At 69.2% G+C, this 15,907-nt stretch carries 19 protein-coding genes, 1 tRNA gene and 1 pseudogene; 7 read left to right on the top strand and 14 right to left on the bottom strand.

Annotated elements, in window-relative coordinates:
• Positions 1-2: 2 nt before the first annotated feature.
• On the bottom strand, positions 3-485 hold the full coding sequence (locus tag LVY72_RS17005; RefSeq protein ID WP_237823056.1) for an FHA domain-containing protein FhaB/FipA: 483 nt from the start codon (positions 483-485) through the stop codon (positions 3-5).
• Positions 485-1,213, bottom strand: a complete 729-nt coding sequence (locus LVY72_RS17000) for an FHA domain-containing protein (RefSeq protein WP_237823055.1) — start codon at positions 1,211-1,213, stop codon at positions 485-487. Before LVY72_RS17000 ends, LVY72_RS17005 begins: the two co-directional genes overlap by 1 nt.
• Before the next feature lie 346 nt (positions 1,214-1,559).
• On the opposite strand from LVY72_RS17000, the gene LVY72_RS16995 reads away from it, so the two are divergent.
• A tRNA-Leu gene (locus tag LVY72_RS16995) sits at positions 1,560-1,642 on the top strand.
• 90 nt (positions 1,643-1,732) lie between these two features.
• Here the strand turns inward: LVY72_RS16995 and LVY72_RS16990 are convergent.
• The 5 genes and pseudogenes from LVY72_RS16990 to LVY72_RS16975 form a co-directional block, all read right to left on the bottom strand.
• Entirely contained in the window at positions 1,733-2,440 is a 708-nt protein-coding gene (locus tag LVY72_RS16990) for an SOS response-associated peptidase (RefSeq protein WP_269092629.1), read from the bottom strand.
• Between the two features lie 36 nt (positions 2,441-2,476).
• Positions 2,477-2,596 (bottom strand): annotated as a pseudogene (locus LVY72_RS24940) (DUF6766 family protein); the annotation flags it as partial.
• 19 nt (positions 2,597-2,615) lie between these two features.
• Positions 2,616-2,903, bottom strand: coding sequence for a PLDc N-terminal domain-containing protein (locus LVY72_RS16985; protein WP_237823053.1), 288 nt, complete (start codon positions 2,901-2,903; stop codon positions 2,616-2,618).
• Positions 2,904-3,038: 135 nt separating this feature from the next.
• Positions 3,039-3,683: a response regulator transcription factor gene (locus LVY72_RS16980; RefSeq protein WP_237823052.1), complete on the bottom strand. Its 645-nt coding sequence runs from the start codon at positions 3,681-3,683 to the stop codon at positions 3,039-3,041.
• Entirely contained in the window at positions 3,680-5,044 is a 1,365-nt protein-coding gene (locus tag LVY72_RS16975) for a sensor histidine kinase (RefSeq protein WP_237823051.1), read from the bottom strand. Before LVY72_RS16975 ends, LVY72_RS16980 begins: the two co-directional genes overlap by 4 nt.
• 274 nt (positions 5,045-5,318) lie before the next feature.
• Between LVY72_RS16975 and LVY72_RS16970 the strand changes: the two genes are divergently transcribed.
• Positions 5,319-5,885: a DUF7010 family protein gene (locus tag LVY72_RS16970; RefSeq protein WP_237823050.1), complete on the top strand. Its 567-nt coding sequence runs from the start codon at positions 5,319-5,321 to the stop codon at positions 5,883-5,885.
• A 27-nt stretch (positions 5,886-5,912) separates the two neighbouring features.
• Positions 5,913-6,293 (top strand): VOC family protein, encoded by a 381-nt coding sequence (locus LVY72_RS16965; RefSeq protein ID WP_237823049.1) that lies wholly within the window; start codon positions 5,913-5,915, stop codon positions 6,291-6,293.
• Positions 6,294-6,317: 24 nt separating this feature from the next.
• On the opposite strand, the gene LVY72_RS16960 is transcribed toward LVY72_RS16965, so the two are convergent.
• Positions 6,318-6,710 (bottom strand): DUF5997 family protein, encoded by a 393-nt coding sequence (locus LVY72_RS16960; RefSeq protein ID WP_237823048.1) that lies wholly within the window; start codon positions 6,708-6,710, stop codon positions 6,318-6,320.
• A 176-nt stretch (positions 6,711-6,886) separates the two neighbouring features.
• Here LVY72_RS16960 and LVY72_RS16955 point away from each other — a divergent pair, with 176 nt between their 5' ends.
• Entirely contained in the window at positions 6,887-7,642 is a 756-nt protein-coding gene (locus LVY72_RS16955; RefSeq protein WP_237823047.1) for a LysR family substrate-binding domain-containing protein, read from the top strand.
• 33 nt (positions 7,643-7,675) lie between these two features.
• Here LVY72_RS16955 and LVY72_RS16950 read toward each other — a convergent pair whose 3' ends face one another.
• The 5 genes from LVY72_RS16950 to LVY72_RS16930 form a co-directional block, all read right to left on the bottom strand.
• Positions 7,676-7,942 (bottom strand): DUF7218 family protein, encoded by a 267-nt coding sequence (locus LVY72_RS16950; protein ID WP_237823046.1) that lies wholly within the window; start codon positions 7,940-7,942, stop codon positions 7,676-7,678.
• A 104-nt stretch (positions 7,943-8,046) separates the two neighbouring features.
• The gene (locus tag LVY72_RS16945; RefSeq protein ID WP_308190836.1) at positions 8,047-8,790 is read right to left on the bottom strand and encodes a response regulator transcription factor; all 744 of its coding nucleotides are present in this window, start codon (positions 8,788-8,790) and stop codon (positions 8,047-8,049) included.
• A 58-nt stretch (positions 8,791-8,848) separates the two neighbouring features.
• Positions 8,849-10,402, bottom strand: a complete 1,554-nt coding sequence (locus LVY72_RS16940) for a sensor histidine kinase (protein WP_308190835.1) — start codon at positions 10,400-10,402, stop codon at positions 8,849-8,851.
• A 163-nt stretch (positions 10,403-10,565) separates the two neighbouring features.
• On the bottom strand, positions 10,566-10,721 hold the full coding sequence (locus tag LVY72_RS16935; RefSeq protein ID WP_237823045.1) for a hypothetical protein: 156 nt from the start codon (positions 10,719-10,721) through the stop codon (positions 10,566-10,568).
• Between the two features lie 141 nt (positions 10,722-10,862).
• The gene (locus LVY72_RS16930) at positions 10,863-11,087 is read right to left on the bottom strand and encodes a hypothetical protein (RefSeq protein WP_237823044.1); all 225 of its coding nucleotides are present in this window, start codon (positions 11,085-11,087) and stop codon (positions 10,863-10,865) included.
• Positions 11,088-11,319: 232 nt separating this feature from the next.
• Between LVY72_RS16930 and LVY72_RS16925 the strand changes: the two genes are divergently transcribed.
• The 3 genes from LVY72_RS16925 to LVY72_RS16915 all read left to right on the top strand — a co-directional run bounded on the left by LVY72_RS16925 (position 11,320) and on the right by LVY72_RS16915 (position 13,867).
• On the top strand, positions 11,320-12,075 hold the full coding sequence (locus tag LVY72_RS16925; protein ID WP_237823042.1) for a flavodoxin family protein: 756 nt from the start codon (positions 11,320-11,322) through the stop codon (positions 12,073-12,075).
• Positions 12,076-12,223: 148 nt separating this feature from the next.
• Positions 12,224-13,033, top strand: a complete 810-nt coding sequence (locus LVY72_RS16920) for an inositol monophosphatase family protein (RefSeq protein WP_237823040.1) — start codon at positions 12,224-12,226, stop codon at positions 13,031-13,033.
• Between the two features lie 36 nt (positions 13,034-13,069).
• On the top strand, positions 13,070-13,867 hold the full coding sequence (locus tag LVY72_RS16915) for an enoyl-CoA hydratase/isomerase family protein (RefSeq protein WP_237823038.1): 798 nt from the start codon (positions 13,070-13,072) through the stop codon (positions 13,865-13,867).
• A gap of 46 nt (positions 13,868-13,913) precedes the next feature.
• On the opposite strand, the gene LVY72_RS16910 is transcribed toward LVY72_RS16915, so the two are convergent.
• Complete coding sequence (locus LVY72_RS16910) at positions 13,914-15,593, bottom strand: nuclease-related domain-containing DEAD/DEAH box helicase (RefSeq protein ID WP_237823036.1); 1,680 nt, start codon at positions 15,591-15,593, stop codon at positions 13,914-13,916.
• Positions 15,594-15,907: the final 314 nt, after the last annotated feature.

Raw genomic sequence — 15,907 nt, 5'->3', positions numbered from 1 at the left:
CCCTACGGCCTCAACTCAATGACCGTCTTACCGATCCGGATGGGTGCGCCGGGTTCCACCGGCAGGGCGCGGGTCAGCTGGGTGTCGCCCAGAAAGGTCCCGTTGGTGGACCCGAGGTCCTCGATGAACCACCGGCTGCCCTGCGGAAACAGGCGGGCATGCCGGCCGGAAGCATAGTCGTCTTCCAGGACCAGGGTGGCCTCCTGGGCGCGGCCGAGCAGGATCGGGCTCGCGGCCAGGTCCAGAGTGGTGCCGGCCAGCGGACCCTCGACGACCACCAGCTTGCGGGCCTGGATGCGCTGGGCCGGCGGCTGCTCGTCCGCCAGTTCCGGATGCCGGCGCACCTGCCGGGCGCTGGGGGTTCCGGTCTTGGTCCGGTTGCCGATCACCAGGTCCCGCCGCATGGCGGTGACAATGCCCAGGATCATGATCCACAGCAGGATCAGGAACCCGAAACGCAGGGCCGTGACGACAAGATCGCTCATTACTGCCCGCCGTTCGCCGGCGGCATCAGGCGGAATGTAATGCGGGTGCGGCCCATCGTGATCACTGAACCATCCTGGAGTTCTTCCTGTCCTTCCACCCGTGCCCCGTTGACGTAGCTTCCATTGGTTGAACCCAGGTCGACGGCGCTGGTGATGCCGTTGACGGTGCGGATCTCCAGATGGCGCCGGGAAACGCCCGGATCCTCGATCAGGATGTCCGCCTCGGAGGAACGGCCCAGAATGATGGAGGGGGCATTGAGCGAGTAGCGCTGGCCGTCAATTTCCAGCACCGGGGTCAGCCGGACCGGCTGGCGCGCCGGCGCGGCGGGGCGGGATGTCCGCGGGGACGGCGAGCCGGATTTTTCCACGGAGGAGTCCAGTTCGAATTCGCCGCCGCGCAGGTCCTTGTCACGCACGAAGGAGACGCGTACGGGCCCTTGGAGGGTGTACTTCTGGCTGTTGACATGCCGGATGGCCACGTCGCACAGTTCCTCCGCCAGCGTCGGTCCCCACTGCTCCGCCAGCGCGTAGTCGGAATCGCTCAGCCGGACCGTGAAGACATTGGGGGCTAGGGTGCGGTCCTCGTCCAGGGCCATGGAACGATTGTCCAGTTCGCGGCGCAGGCGGCTGGCGATCTCCACCGGCTGGACCTGTCCCTTGCCGCCGGCCGAGAAGGCGCTGCGGACCATTTTCTCGATTCCGCGTTCGACGTTATCCAACAGGCCCACCGGCTGCCTCCTCTCGCTGGCTTTCGTGGTTCCGGCGCATGGATAGGCACGCGCCGGGGATGTTAAGTCCCTATCGATACTACTTGGGGGATCTCCAAAAGGCCCTAATCGGAAACGCCTGCGCACCGCGGAAAGTTGCGGCCGCGGGCGGCAAGTGGCAAAGGTCACAGCGGCAACGCCGCCCGGACGGCCACTCCGGCTGCGGCCCCGATGCCCAGGAAACCGCGGAATTCCGCGGATTTTCCACCGGTTCACCTTGGGGTTCGGTCCCGTTTAGGTTTTTTGGGCGGTTTAAGGCTAGTATTGATCTCGCTGTTCGAGAGGGAAACCGATCGGACGGACGAATGCGCGAGTGGCGGAACGGCAGACGCGCTGGCTTCAGGTGCCAGTGTCCGAAAGGGCGTGGGGGTTCAAATCCCCCCTCGCGCACGCAGCAGGACCCCGGAGATCTACGGATCGTCGGGGTCCTTTTTCGTTGTCCCGCAGGAATCCAGCCGGCGGTGGAAACCAGTCCCGGATCTATCCGGCCGGCTCGATGAGTTCCGGGCCGTTGTTACGCACCGAGCCGACGGCGGCCGAGACTATGCGGGGGACCAGACGCGGCTCGGGCATGGCATCGAGCAGTTGCCGGACGTCGTGCTTGTCGGCCAGGTGCGGGTCCAGCCAGTCAGCCTGCAGGTCCGGCGGCACGATCAGCGGGGTGCGGTCGTGGATGTGGCCTAGGGCGTCCGTGGCGCTGGTGGTGATGATCGTGCAGCTCATCAACCACTGCTCCTCGGCCTCCTCGGGCAGTTCCGGGTCCTTCCAAAACTCGTACAGGCCGGCGAAGGCGAGCAGGCTGCCGTCCTCGGAGGTCAGGTAGTGCGGGATCTTCCCCGCCCCGGTCTTCTGCCACTCGTAGTAGCCCTCGGCCGGCACCAGTGCCCGCCGCTTGACCGCCGCGGCACGGAAGGACGGCTTCTCCGTCACGGTTTCCACGCGCGCGTTGATCATCCGCGCCCCGACGGAGGCGGACTTGGCCCAGACCGGGACCAGGCCCCAGCGGGCGGTCTCCAGCAGCCGGGTCAGTTCCCCGGTTTCCGGATCCAGCCGCTCGGTGACCAGGCGCACGCGCTGGGTCGGGGCGATGTTCCAGGACGGGCGTACCTCCGGACCGGCGACGTCGTCGACGCCGAAGGCCGAGACGAGGTCCGCCGTCGCCCGGGCCATTACGAAACGTCCGCACATTGCTGCCTCTGCCCTCCAATGTTGGTCCTCATGGGCCGCGCCGACCGGCTTGGATCCGGGCGAGCCGCGCCGGCGCAGGTAAACCGAAAGTACCACCATGGACCGCACGGCCAGGAACCCGGACTGCCGCTTCTGCGGGAACCTCCGACGAGGCAGGTACCCACCGCGGCCGGATTTAGTCCGGAACCACGGACTGCATCAGTTGGATGCCCGGTGTTATAGGAGCGTCGGCGGGGCCGCCGTCCGCCGCCTCCGGGGACGGCGCCCGGCCGCCGGCCACGGCCAGCCACAGCACCGGCCCGAGGACCGGAAGCAGGACGATGACGGCGGCCCAGGCCGCCCGGGCACGGCGGCCGCGGCCGTCGCTGCGGAGCATGCTCACCAGGCTTCCGGAGGCCAGCAACAGTGCAAACACCGCTCCGAACACGGCTCCGCCGAGCCAGAAGACATGGTCCAACGGCACGGGGGCCTCCTTCCGCTGCGGCTTGGATCCTGTTGGGGCAGGTGGCGCTGGTGCGCCGGACCCCTCGCTACCGACTGTACGGAGCGGCACCGGCGGGCCGCGTCATCCGGTGGGACGATATTCCGGCCCCGCGCCTCATACCTGGAGGTACTTCAGCACTGCCAGCACCCGCCGGTGGTCGTTCGGCGCCGGGGCCAGCTGCAGCTTGGCAAAGATGGAGGTCACGTTCTTCTCCACCGCTCCGGGAGAAAGGAACAGCGCTTCGGCGATACCGGCATTGGTCCGGCCCTGGGCCATCAGCTCCAGCACCTCGCGTTCGCGGGCCGTCAGTGCGGCGATACCGTCCCGCTGCCGGGAAGCCCCCATGAGCTGGGCGACCACCTCCGGATCCAGTACGGTTTCGCCCTGCCGTACCCGCTCGAGCGCCTGCACGAAGGTGCCTACCTCCGCTACCCGGTCCTTCAGCAGGTAGCCGACGCCGGCGGGGTGGTTGGCGAACAGGTCGGCGGCGTAGCGCGTCTCCACATACTGGGAGAACACCAGCACGCTGACGTCCGGGTGCCGCTGCCTGAGTGTGAGCGCGGCCCGGACGCCCTCGTTCGTGTGGGTCGGAGGCATCCGGTTGTCCAGGATGACCACCTCGGGTTCCTGCTCGGTCACCGCGGCGAGCAGGGAGGGCGCATCGCCCACCGCCGCGGTCACGTCGTGCCCGCGGCCGGTGAGCAGTTCGACCAGCCCGGCCCGCAGGATGGCCGAGTCTTCGGCGATGGCAATCCTCATGCGGCCGGATCCATGGCCAGCGGCAGGTCGATGCTCACGGTGGTGGGGCCGCCGCGGGGCGAGTCGATGGCCAGCGCGCCGTCCACCGCCGCCACCCGCTCCGCGAGTCCGGCCAGCCCGGAACGGTGGCCGTCGACCGCGGTGGCAACGGCGGCGCCGCCGCGCCCGTCGTCGCCGACCCGCACCCGCAGCCGGCCGCCATCGGACTTCACGCTGATCCGCACCTGATGCGCGTGGGCGTGCTTGACGGCGTTGGTCACCAGTTCCATGACGCAGAAGTAGGCGATGGCTTCCACCGCGGGCGACGGGCGCACGGGCAGCGAGCAGATCAGCGAGGTGCGGATGGCCGCGTTGGCCGCCAGGGTTTCCAAGGCGGTCTCCAGCCCGTCGTTCAGCACCGGTGGATGGATGCCGCGGGCCAGGTCGCGCAGGTCCACGAGGGCGTCCTTGGCCGTGCCGTGGGCGCTTTCCAGCAGGGCCATGACCGCCGGGGACGCAGCCTCGCCGGCCAGGCGTTCCTTGGCGTCCCCGACCTTCATCGCGATGGCGACGAGCTGGGCCTGGGTGCCGTCGTGCAGGTCACGCTCGATCCGGCGCAGCTTCGCGTCGGACTCCTCGACGGTGCGGCTGCGCGAGCGCTCCAGGTCCCTGACCCGCAGGCTGGCGGCGGTGGGTCCGAGCAGCCCGGCGGCCAGCGCCGCCTGGAGCCGGGCGAAGGCGTGGTTCAGGGCCGGCCAGAGGAAAAAGAACAGCAGGGCGCCGAGGCCCGCGTAGGCCAGCTGCAGCGGCGGGGTGTCGACAAAGACATCCGGCCCGAGCTGGCTGCCGCGGTGCCACGAGCCGTCCGAAGCCTGCTGCGGGGGCAGGAACTGGTACCAGAACCAGTGGGTCATGGCACCCAGGCCGGCGAAGAAGAAGGCAATGCTCACGGTCGCCCCGGTCACCGAGGTCACGAAGGACAAAGCCTGATGGGCGATGGCGCGCCAGCCCGCCGCGTCGGCCAGGCCGCTGCGGATGAAGCCGGTGAATCCCGGCCGGCGCCGGAAGGGCACCGGATCGGCCACCGGGGTGCCAAGCAGAGACCGGCACAGCGCACGCTGCAGGCTTCCCCAGGACCGGGCGCCGGCGATGAGGGCTGCCGGAACAGCCAGGCCGACCACGGTCACGGCCAGCGAGGCCCCGAGCGAGACGGTGGTGACGGCGTAGGCCAGCCCCAGGGACGCCAGAACCAGCGAACACCAGTGGTAGAGGAAGGCGGACCAGGTCCGCCGCTGGAAGAAGCCGGACAGGAAGCGGTAGGCCGGAAGTGGGGGAGCCGGCGCGGCAGTGCCGGGGGTGCCGGGCGCAAGGATGGTTGTCATGGATTCAGCTTCCCGTGGTTCCGGGGCGGCCGGAATCCGGTGTACCCCCGCTCCTGCGGGGGTTTTCCCCCGTCTTCCGGTCCTGCGCCGTGCGGAGCCGCCGACCGGGAGTCACTCTAGCAGTGCGGGCTCCGGTCCGGCGCGCCAGGTCGGACGGATCAAACGGGAACCCCTGGGCGGACCTTTCCGCACCGGGCCGGAACTGTGGGCAAGATCACGCCGGGACTGTGGCGCAGCCCTGTAAAACAATGCATTCTTTTGGTTGAATCCTGTGATGACCACACAGACTGCACGGGACTGGACCGTGGACGAGGCCCGCACTACCGCATCCGGCACCGCCGCCTTGGGAAGCGCCTGGCTGCTGGCCTTCGGGCTGACCATCTCCGCCGCGGCGGTGCTGTCCTTCTTCCTGCCGTTGGAGATTGCGGTGCTCGTCGTGCTGTTCCAGGGTGGCGCCGCGCTGCCGATTGCGTTCGCGCTGGAGCGCAGGCTGGGCAGCGGGCCGATGGCAGCCGACCATCCGCTGCGCTCGTTGTCGGTCCAGCTGGCGATGGTGCAGATGGTCGCCCTGCCCGCGTCCATCATGATGTACCAGTCGAACCCCGCGCTGGTGCCGGCCACCTTCGCCGCCGTGGGCGGTGCCCACTTCCTGCCGTATGTCTGGCTGCATCGCACCCGCATCTACCTGGTGCTGGCGCTGGCCGTGTCCCTGGGCAGCTGGGCCATCATGGGCATCGGCGGGGACGGCGCCTACCGGATCGTCATCATCTGGTGGGCCCTGTGCCTGTTCACCGCCGCCGCGCTGCTGTTCCGGCGTTTCCGGCACATGCCGCATAAATAGTCGGCGGCACCCGGTAGGGTGCAAGGCATGCGAATCAAGATGTGCAGCATCCACGTCAAGGACCCCGCCGAAGCCTTCACCTTCTATACCCAGATCCTGGGCTTCGAGGAGCTGATGGCGATGCCCGACTACAACCTTTACATCGTGAAGTCCCCGGACGAGGCACCGGGGGCCGGCCTGCTGCTCGAGCCCAGCGACAATCCGCTGGGCGAAGCCTACCGGCAGGGCGTGTACGACGCCGGGCTGCCTGCCATTGTCTTCGGGGTCCCCGATGTGCAGGCCGAGTATGAGCGCCTGTCCGGACTGGGCGTGAAGTTCACCGCCGAGCCGGCTCCGGATCCGTCCGGGGCCGTGGCCGCGGTGCTCGACGACGGCTGCGGCAACCTCGTCCAGCTCCACCAGGACTGACGCGGAACCGCCGCCGGCCCGCGGTTACCGGGCGGTCTTCTTAGCGGCCTTGTCCTTGTCCCTCAGACGCTTGGCCTCGGCGCGCACGGCGGCCTGGGTGGCCCGCTCGGCGACCAGCCACTCCGGCGGGTTCTGCAGCAGTTCGGTGATCTCCGCCGTCGTCAGCGCCTCGCTGACACCGCCGCGGGCGAGCCCGCCGATCGAGACATTGAGCTTGCGCGCAACCTCCGGACGCGGGTGCGGGCCGTTGCGCCGCAGCTCGGACAGCCAGGCCGGCGGGTTGGACTGCAGCTCGTTGAATTCGGCACGCGAGACCGGATTGTCCTGGAATTCCTGCGGAGCGGCAGGCAGGTAAATGCCCAGCTTCTTGGCGGCCGTGGCCGGCTTCATGGACTGGGAGGACTTCTCGCTTGTCATGGAACAAGCGTAGCGGTCGCCGCCTGCCCCGTGCTTCGCAAGCTCAGCAGGGGGACCTCGGGCTGCTCTCTTGCCGGGAGCCCCGCCCTGAACCCGGTAGCCCACCGGCGCCGGCTGCCTGCGTTAAGGTGATGACGTGCCGGTGAACTGCCCGGTACCCGAAGCCGGAGGAACTGATGGACCAGGAACATCGCACGGCGCGGTCCCTGTCGGTGGGATTTGTCCCCGGCGTCACCCCCGGGAAATGGACCCGGAGGTGGGAGGAGCGGCTGCCGGACATCCCGCTGACGGTCTTCCAGTGCACCGAGGCCGAACAGCTGCAGGTCCTGCGCGACGGCCGGGCGGACCTGAGCTTCGTGCGCCTGCCGGTAGAGCGCGAGGGCCTGAGCCTGATCCCGCTGTACAAGGAACTGCCGGTGGTGGTGGCGCCCAAGGAGCACGACGTCGCCCTGTATGACGACGAGGTCCCGCTGTCCGAGTTGGCGGGGGAGAACTTCCTGGACCCCGAGGCCATGGGCGGTGCCAAGACGGGCATCGAGGTGGTGGCCTCCGGCGCCGGAGTGATGATCCTGCCCATGTCCGTGGCCCGGCTCTACAACCGCAAGGACGTGGTCTACAAGCCGGTGGCCGGGGCCGAGCAGACACAGATCGGCCTGGCCTGGCTGACTGAGCGCACCGACGAGACCATCGAGGAATTCATCGGCATCGTCCGGGGCCGGACCGCCCACAGCTCCCGCCAGCCCTCGGTGCAGCAGGAGCAGCAGAAGGGCGGCAAGCGTGCCGGGAACGACGGCGCCGCTCCGGGCCGGCCGGGCAAGGGCGCCGCGGCGAAAGGCGGCCAAGGCCGCGGCGGCGCGGCTTCCGGAAAGGGAAAGCCGGGCAGCTCCGGGCGGGGCGCCAAGGGCCGCGGCCCGCGGCGCGGCCGCCGCTGATCCGCGCCTGCCCGGCGCCGAGCGGCCCGGGGCTCAGGAATTGCGCAGGGCCTCGATCAGTTCGCTTTTCTTCTTATCCGAGTAGCCGGTCAGGCCGATCTCCTTGGCCCGCTTCTTCAGTTCGTCAACGGTCCAGTCCTCGTAGCTGCCGGACTCGCCGCCCCGCTCGCCGACCTCGCTGCGGCTGTCCCGTGCGGCAGCGTTGGCGATCCGGGCGGATTTCTGCTTGGAATTGCCCTCGTCGCGCAGCTTCTCGTAGAGTTCTTCGTCCTTGACGCTGGGATTCTTCTTGCCTGGCATGCCGGCCTCCTGTAGTCGCGGCGGTGTGCGAATGCAGCGGATGACTATTTCGACCATAGGCACCGCTGCGGCCCAAGATCAACAGCGATGCCCGGCCCGGGGGATCAGTCGGCCGGCTTGAGGATGTAGCCGGCCCCGCGGACCGTATGGATCATCGGCTCGCGGCCGGCGTCGATCTTCTTGCGCAGGTAGGAGATGTACAGCTCCACGATGTTGGACTGCCCGCCGAAGTCGTAGGCCCAGACCCGGTCCAGGATCTGGGCCTTGCTGAGCACGTGGCGCTCGTTCTCCATCAGGTACCTGAGCAGTTCGAACTGCGTCGCGGTCAGCTGGACCGGGGTTCCCCCGCGGGATACTTCGTGGGTGTCCGGATTCAGCACCAGGTCCCCGACCATCAGCACCGAGGACTCCGCGGCGGCGCCGGAGCGCTGGACCAGCCGGTGCAGCCGCAGCAGGACCTCCTCCAGGCTGAAGGGCTTGGTGACGTAGTCGTCCGCCCCCGCCGAGAGGCCGAGGATGCGGTCCGGGACTGCGTCCTTGGCCGTGAGGAAGAGCGCGGGCACCTTCGGCGCGAACGAGCGGATCCGGCCCAGGACCTCGACGCCGTCGATCCCGGGCATCATGATGTCGAGCACCAGGACGTCCGGGCGGAAATCGCGCGCCCGCTGCAGCGCCGTGCCGCCCTCGGCGGCGGTGGCCACCTCCCAGCCGGCCAGCCGCAGGCCCAGGCTGACCAGCTCGGTCAGCTTGGGCTCGTCGTCCACCACCAGCGCGCGGATCGGCGTGCCGTCCGGACGCCGCAGCCGGGGCAGGTTATCGGTCAAGGCACGTGCCGGAGGCTCGGTCATGTGCGTTCCTTCCGCCGTCGGGAGGCCGGTCGCCGGGCCCAGGGTGCGGTCCTCGTGTTCATAGCGTATCCGGCACGGGCGCGGGCTGGCACGCGGATTCGGTGCCGGGCAGCTGGACGGTGAATTCGGTGCGGCCGGGTCTGCTGCTGACGCCGATGCTGCCACCGTGGGCGCTTACAATCGCCTCGGCGATGGACAGCCCCAGCCCATGGGTGCCGCTGTCCGAGCGGGCCGGGTCCGCCTGCGTGAAGCGGGAGAACACCCGGTCCACCAGGTCCGCCGGGATCCCCGGGCCGTCATCGGTTACGGTGACGACGGCGCCGGCGCCGGGTTCCGTACGCAGTGCCGTCAGGACCGTGGTTCCGGGGCCGGTGTGCCGGTGGGCATTGGCCAGCAGATTGATCATCACCTGCCGCAGCTGGCTTTCATCCCCCCGTACGGTCACCGGGTCGTCCGGCAACTCCACCCGCCACGTGTGGGTCGGCGCGGCAGCCTGGGCATCGCTGACGGTTTCGACTACCAGCTGGGTTAGGTCCAAGTCCTCCTCCTGCGGCAGGTGTCCTTCGTCCAGCCGCGCCAGCAGCAGCAGGTCCTCCACCAGCGCCGTCATCCGCTGCGACTCGGACTCGACCCGCTCCAGGTACACCCGGCCGTCCGGGGCCAGCGGCTGGGTGAACCTGATGAGCTCTGCGTACCCCCGGATCGTGGCCAGCGGCGTGCGGAGTTCGTGGCTGGCATCCGCGACAAACCGGCGGAGCCTGGTCTCGATCTGCCGACGGGCCGCGAGGGCCCCGGCCACGTTGTCCAGCATGAGGTTAAAGGCATGGCCGAGGCGGCCGACTTCCGTGGCAGGCAGGGCCGTGGCAGGCGGGACGCGCACGGACAGCGCGACATCGCCCTGGTCCAAGGGCAGCCGCGAGACCCGGGTGGCCACCGCGGACAGGTCCTCCAGCGGACGCAGCGTCCGCCGGATGATGACCATGCCCAGCAGCCCGGTGGCAGCCAGCCCGGCCAGCGAAACGGCCGCCGTCGTCGTCGTCAGCGACGACAGGGTCCGGTCCATTCCCGCCAGCGGGAGGCCGGTGACAATGGTGTCCTCGTCATCCTCGTCCAGTCGGGCAATCAGCCGGTAGACACCCACGGAAAGCGTGCGGTCGATCGGCGGTCCACCCACTGTCAAGCCGTTCAGCAGCTGCCGGTCCCGGGCGGGCAGGTCCTGCCGGCGGCCCTCGGGAGTCAGCAGCCCGGCACGGTCCACCTCGCCGTCCTGGATCCGGGCGTTGAGGGTGCCGGCGCCCTGGGCCGGGGCCGCGAGCAGGTCCGGGGAGCTCCGGTCCGCGCCGCGGTACACCAGGCCGAAGCGGATGGCCCGGTTGGAGGCCTCCTGCAGCTGCTGGTCCAGCTGCGCGGACAGATAGACCCGCATGGCTCCGTAGCCGACGAGGCCCACGGTGGCGGACATGGCGGCCAGCAGGGCCAAGGTTGCCACCAGCAGCTTGGTGCGCAGCGGCCAGCCGGCCGGACGGCGCAGCCGAGGAGACGCCCACCGGCGCGGCGGCCTGGCGGGCGGGGGCGGGACGCTGACATTCTGCATCGAATGCCTCGTTTTCACGGCTCGAAGCTGGCGTTGGCCGGCCCCCGGTCCGGCGAACCCGCCCGGAGGCCAGATGACTCGATACTACCGGCGCGGCCCGCGCGGCGGGAGCGCCCCGCAGGAGCGGGCAGACGGGGCCCTTGCGTGGCACGCCGGCGGCGCAAGGGCCCCGTCCCGGTCCTCAGAGCCTGCCGAGGAACTGTTGGGGCATCGGTTCTATCCGGGTGAACCATACCGCGACGGCAGCGGCGAGGGTGGCCAGGACGATGGCCACAGCCAGGACAAACCAGGGAAACTGTGCCGAATGCCGGAAGCGTGGCTTGCTGTGTGCCTTCATAATGGGCCCCTTCGCCATCAGTTGGATGCCACCCGCCGGGCGGGTGGCACACAGCCAGTCTGGGGACCGAGTGTGGGCGGAAGATGTGGACCGGTTATGAGTTGGCTAAGTCCGCCGGCCGCTCGCCGGGCCGGCTGCCGGTCAGCGGCCGGAACGCTCCTGCTCCTCGGGTACCGGCCACGCGGTGTAGCCCTCTGCCTTTTCGAATAGCGTCCGCAGCTGGGCACCGTGGCCTTCCAGCCAGAGCGCATTGGCCGCCCGGGTCACGGTATCGACGCGTCCGGTGCGGATGAGGTGGCCGTCCTTCCGGATCTGGACGTGCCTTCCCGCGAGCAGGTTCCAGTCCTCGGAGCAGGGGGTTTCCATGAATGCTGCCTTTCGTGATGCACGCCGCGCCCTTGGGGACCGGTCCTAGGTGAACCGTATCGGGCCGCCGGCGGGCCCGGTATGTGCTGTGACACTGCCGGGATCCGGCTGCACTGTGCGAATGGCCACGCCGGCTGCACCGTCCCTACCGCATCCTCTGCGGATGCAGGACCATGGACTCGGCAGTGTTCTGCCACCGCTACCGCGGCCCTGCCAGGAAAGGACTCCCCGCATGCTTCCCCCGTCCGTCCAGGCCTTCATCGATGCCGAGATCGCAGCCAACACCACGGGTTTTTCGGACCTGCGGGCGGTGTTCCTCAACGGCACGTTGAAACGCTCGCCCGAACGCAGCCACACCGAAGGGCTGATCGACATCAGCCGCCATGTCATGGCCGGGGTGGGAGTGCGGGTGGATGTGGTGCGCACGGTGGACCATGTGATCCCGCCGGGCGTGTATCCGGACATGCGGGACCACGGCTGGGAGCGGGACGATTTCCCGGACATCTACCGGATGCTGGTCGAGCCCGCCGACATCGTGGTGCTGGCCACGCCGATCTGGCTCGGGGACCAGGCCTCGATGACCCGGCTGATGATCGAGCGCCTGTACGGCTGGTCCGGCGAGCTCAATGCCGCCGGCCAATGGTCCTATTACGGCAAGGTCGGGGGCGTCCTGGTCACCGGCAACGAGGACGGCGGCAAACATTGCGCGGCGCAGATGCTCTATGCGCTCTCCCACATCGGGTTCACCATTCCGCCGCAGGCCGATTCGTACTGGACCGGCGAGGCCGGTCCGGGACCGTCCTACCTGGACGACAACCGCGGCGCGGCCAACCACTGGACCACCCGTAACACCGTCTTCGCCGCCTGGAACATGCTCCACACCGCGCGCCGGCTCAAGGACGCCGGGGGCATCCCGGCCTACGGCAACGTCACCACCAACTGGGATCTGTCCAACCCCGAGAATCCGAATCCCGAGCACCGCCGGTAGGCAGGCGGCGCGCGGGGCAGGCGGCGAACGTTAGCGCCAAGCCGCCTCCCCGTTCGCAGCCGCCCCACAACGCTCCGCGCGCGGGGACCCCTGCTGCTCTCTTACCTCGCAAGCTCGGACCGGGTCCCTCGGCGGCTAGGCTGGGGTCATGACCAGCCCTATTGCCCCGGACCAGACCGCCCCGGACACCCTCGACGACGCCGACCTGGCCGCCTGGCTCGTCCGTGCCGCCGGCACGACGGCTGCCCGGATGCGCGCCGATGTCACCACCTTCGAGGAGAAGACCAGCATTTCGGATGTGGTCACCGCCGCCGACCATGCTGCCGAGCGGCTCGTGGTAGACACCCTGCGCCGGCTGCGTCCAGAGGACTCGGTTCTCGGCGAAGAGGGCTCCAGCCACGCGGGCACCTCGGGACGGACCTGGGTGATCGATCCGGTGGACGGCACCTACAACTTCCTTACCGGCGGCAGCTACTGGTGCGCGGCCCTGGCCCTGAAGGACGACGACGGCGTGCTGCTGGGCGCCGTGTACCACCCGGCCGAGGACGCGCTCTGGCTGGGCGGGCCGGGCCGGCCGACCACGCGGAACGGGCAACCTGCCGGTCCGGCGGCCTCGGCTCCGCTGGCGCAGAGCTGCGCCTCCGTCTACCTGCACCACACCTACCTGCGTGACGCCGTCGCAGCCGAGCCCTACCAGAACGCGGTGCTGGGGGCGGCGACCTACCGCAGCTGGGGCTCGGCGTCCTGCGAGCTGGCAGCGACGTCGGCGGGCATCTTCGGCGTCTGGTTCCAGCAGGGGCTGCCCGAATGGGACTGGCTGCCCGGCAAGGCGCTGGTGGAAGCGGCCGGCGGGGACACCGCCGTCGTTCCGGTCAACGGCTACCACTGGTATGTGGCCGGCGGCCGGCAGCAGGTGGCCGACGCCGTCGCCCTGCTGCAGGGCCGCGCCATGGCATGATGGAGGAATTCAGGACCGAACCGTGAGAGGGCAGCCGTGGAGAAGAGCTACGAGACCATTACCCTTGAATGCTTGGGCGAGCTGGCGACGGTGGTCATCAACCGTCCGGACGCGCTGAACGCCCTGAACCGGCAGGTCATCGCCGACCTGTGGCAGTTCGTGGCCGATGTGCGTTCCGACGAAGGCGCCGAGGTGCGCAGCATCCTGATCACCGGATCCGGGGAAAAGGCGTTCGCGGCCGGCGCGGACATCCGGGAACTGGCGGAGATGACGCCGGAGGAAGCCGAAGCGCACAGTGCGGCCATGCAGGACTTCACCCGCACGCTGGAGACCCTCGACCTGCCGGTCATCGGCTGCGTGAACGGTTACGCCCTCGGCGGCGGCCTGGAGCTGGCGCTGGCCTGCGACTTCATCTATGCCACGGAGAATGCCAGGTTCGGCCTGCCCGAGGTTTCGCTGGGGCTGATTCCCGGCTTCGGCGGCACCGTCCGGCTGCCGCAGCGGGTGGGCCCGGGCCTGGCCAAGGAACTGATCTACACCGGCCGCGCGGTTGATGCCCGGGAGGCACACCGGATCGGCCTGGTGAACGCGGTGTTCGCGAGCAAGGACGACATGCTCGACGCCGCCGCGGCCACCTGCCGCGAGATCGCAGCCAAGTCCCCGGCCGCCGTCGCCAACGCCAAGCGCACGATTGATGCCGCCACAGGACTGCCGACGCCGGACGGCCTGTTGGTTGAACGGGCGGCCTTCGGCCGCGCCGCGGGCACCGAGGACGCCCGGATCGGGACCAAGGCATTTGTGGCCAAGCAGAAGCCGGAGTTCACCGGCCGCTGAACATTCCGCGGCGGCCCATCCTGACGCGAGGTCCGGCCGCCCTGTCCTAGCGGCGGGGCGGATCCCAGCGTTCGGCCTCGTCCAGCCGGTAGGCGACGCCGGGTCCGCCCACCTCCTCGAGCAGCTGCCGCGGGCCAACGACCACCAGCTGGCTGCGGGCCCGGGACAGGCCGGCATACAGCACCTCGCGCGCGCGTGCCGGGTCCGCGAAGCCGTTGACCGCCAGTACCACGACGGTACGTTCCAGCCCCTTGAACCCGAGCACGTTGCCGTACATCACGGCGTCGTCATTGAAGTAGGAGTTCCAGTAGCCATCCCAGCCACGCTGGTCGAGGATCCGCAGCTGCTCGGGGTGCCGGCGCTTGGTGGTCAGCAGCGCCACCTGGCCCGGCGCCCAGCCTTCGGCCTCGGTCAGGTGCGCGACGACGTCGTCGGCGCGGTCGATGACCTCGGCCACCGCGGCCTCGACCAGGCGTACCTTGGCGCCGGAAAGCCCGCGGGGTGTGGTCAGTTCTTCGGAGAGGGAGCCGCACAGGGCGGCGATCTGCTTGGTATTGCGGATGTTTTCGCCCAGCACAAACGGGTCGGCGGCGATAGGCGGGTTGCCCTTGCGGTCGAAGATCCGCTGGCTGTCATCGGAAAAGACGAAGAGGCCGCCCTCCGCCGGGTCCTTCAGGCACAGCAGGATCGCTTCCCACCAGATGGACTCGAAGTCCTGCCCCTCATCCACCACGATCACGTCGAACAGTTCGGACCGGTCCTGGCGGCGGGCACGGTGCATGAGGGTGCGCGGCAGGCGGCGGTTGTAGTAGTCGTCCGTGAGCATGCGCGGGTCCAGCGGATGGTGGACGCCCCAACGAAGCGGCAGGTCGTGGAACATGCCTACGTGCGCGGGACGCTCGCTGGCCTTCCAACTGCCGGTGACCTGGGTGAAGTAGCGGGCCAGGCCCCGGCCGAAGCACAGCAGCGCCACCCGCTTGCCCTGTCCGGCCAGCCGCCGGGACAACTCCAGCGCCAGCCACGTCTTGCCGCTGCCCGCCCCACCGATGATCTTGGCGCGCTTCTGGTAGCGGAGCAGGTCCAGGATCCTGCTCTGGTCCCGGGTTAGCTGCTCCGAGCGGGCTTCATGTTCGGCGGCTACCGCCTGCGGTCCGAGGGCACCGGGCAGATCCCGCAGAACTTCGGTCGCCATCCGGTCCAGTGCATCCTGGTCGATGTCGCCTTCGCCGTCGCCGTAGACATTGAGGGCGCCGCGGATGGCTTCCGCGGCCCGGCCCAGATCGTCGCGGTCGATAATCATGGAGCGGCTGCAGCCGGGAATGTCCCAGCCGCTCGGCACCGGCGTGTACGGGAAGGCCAGCAGATGGGCGAAACGGCCTTCATTGCGCGGTCCGAGATTGACCCCGAGATATCGCTGTAGCATGTGCCGGGCGTCCTGGACCTGGGTCACCGGATCCTGGAGTTGGTGCTTGGTTCCGTTGCTTTGCTGGTACCAGCGTCCGGCCTCGAAGCTGACCCGCCCGCCCTTGACCTCAATGGCCGCAACCCCGACCTGGGGCCACAACACCAGCAGGTCGATTTCGCGTTCCCGCCCGTTTTCGTTCAGGTTCACCGAGTGCATGAGGATGGCATCCGGGGGAAGCTGGCGCACCAGCGCCTCCCACACGTCCCGTTCGGCGTGCCTCTCCGGCCCGAACTCGGGCCGCTCCGGAATGCATCGCGGCATGCTGTCCCCTCAGAACAGTTGGCTAGGTATGCCTAAAACCTACCCCAGAAAGGACGGCGCCCCCCGGCCTCGGGGCGTACGACCGGAGGCGCTTTGACCGGCCACTGGTCTTCCCGGGGAGAGCCGGCCGCCGGCTCATCGCCCGCCGATTTGCACGGGTGCGCCGGGACGTGTAATGTTTTCGAGGTTGCCACGGAGCAGCAGTGAGAACTGCGAAAGCCCGGTAACAAAATCCCAAAACAATTATCCGAAGCATTTCAGCGCGCATTTTTTGCGCATTAAATAAAAATGCGCGGAGCATTGTTTTGGAATCC

The sequence above is a fragment of the Arthrobacter hankyongi genome (assembly GCF_022012395.1).
Taxonomy (GTDB): domain Bacteria; phylum Actinomycetota; class Actinomycetes; order Actinomycetales; family Micrococcaceae; genus Crystallibacter; species Crystallibacter hankyongi.
This window is presented reverse-complemented; position numbering and strand designations above follow the sequence as displayed.